The 776-nt window shown below is 73.3% G+C and carries 1 protein-coding gene; it reads right to left on the reverse strand.

The window, feature by feature from the left end:
* On the reverse strand, positions 1–776 hold a 776-nt coding region (locus tag ACYVJH_RS13780), incomplete at both ends, for a condensation domain-containing protein (protein WP_460455226.1).

Genomic DNA, 776 nt, shown 5'->3' on the forward strand with positions numbered 1-776 from the left:
GGCATCGATCTCGAAGGCCACCATGCCCCCGGCGAAGTCCTGCTCGGCCGGGCGTGGCCGGTCCGTCGGCAGGTCCAGGCGGGCCGGCGCGTCGGCCAGCTGCCGGCGCCAGTAGTCGGCCTGGGCCTGCAGCCGCTCGCCGCTGACGTGCCGGCGTTGCCACACGGCGTAGTCGGCGTACTGGACCGGCAGCGGCGGCAGGGGATCGGGCTGGCCCTGGGCGAAAGCATCGTAAAGCGCGCCCAGTTCCCGGGTCAGCACGCCCAGCGACCAGCCGTCGGAGAGGATGTGGTGCTGGGTCAGCAGCAGGTGGTGGTGGTCGTCGGCCAGGCGCAGCAGGCGGCCGCGGATCAGCGGGCCGCGTTCGAGGTCGAAGGGCTGGTCGGCTTCGTCGGCGGCAAGCGCAAGGGCGGCCTGCGTGGGGTCGGCCTCATCGCGCAGGTCATGTTCGTGCAGCACGAAGGGCGTGGGCGGCTCGATGATCTGGACCGGCACGCCCTCCTGCAGGGCGAAGTGGGTGCGCAGGGCTTCATGGCGTTCGACCAGGCGGTCCAGGGCGCGCTGCAGGGCGACCCGGTCCAGCGGGCCACGCAGGGCCAGGCCCAGGGGCATGTGGTAGGCGCGGCTGGCGTGTTCGCCGAGCTGGGCGAGGAACCACAGGCGCTGCTGGGCGAAGGACAGCGGCAGCGGCGCCTGCCGGTCGGTCGCTTCGATCGGCGGCAGCCGGTCCTGGCCCTTGCCGTCGATGCAGGCGGCGAAGTCGGCCAGCACCGGAT

The organism is Arenimonas aestuarii (genome assembly GCF_054781715.1).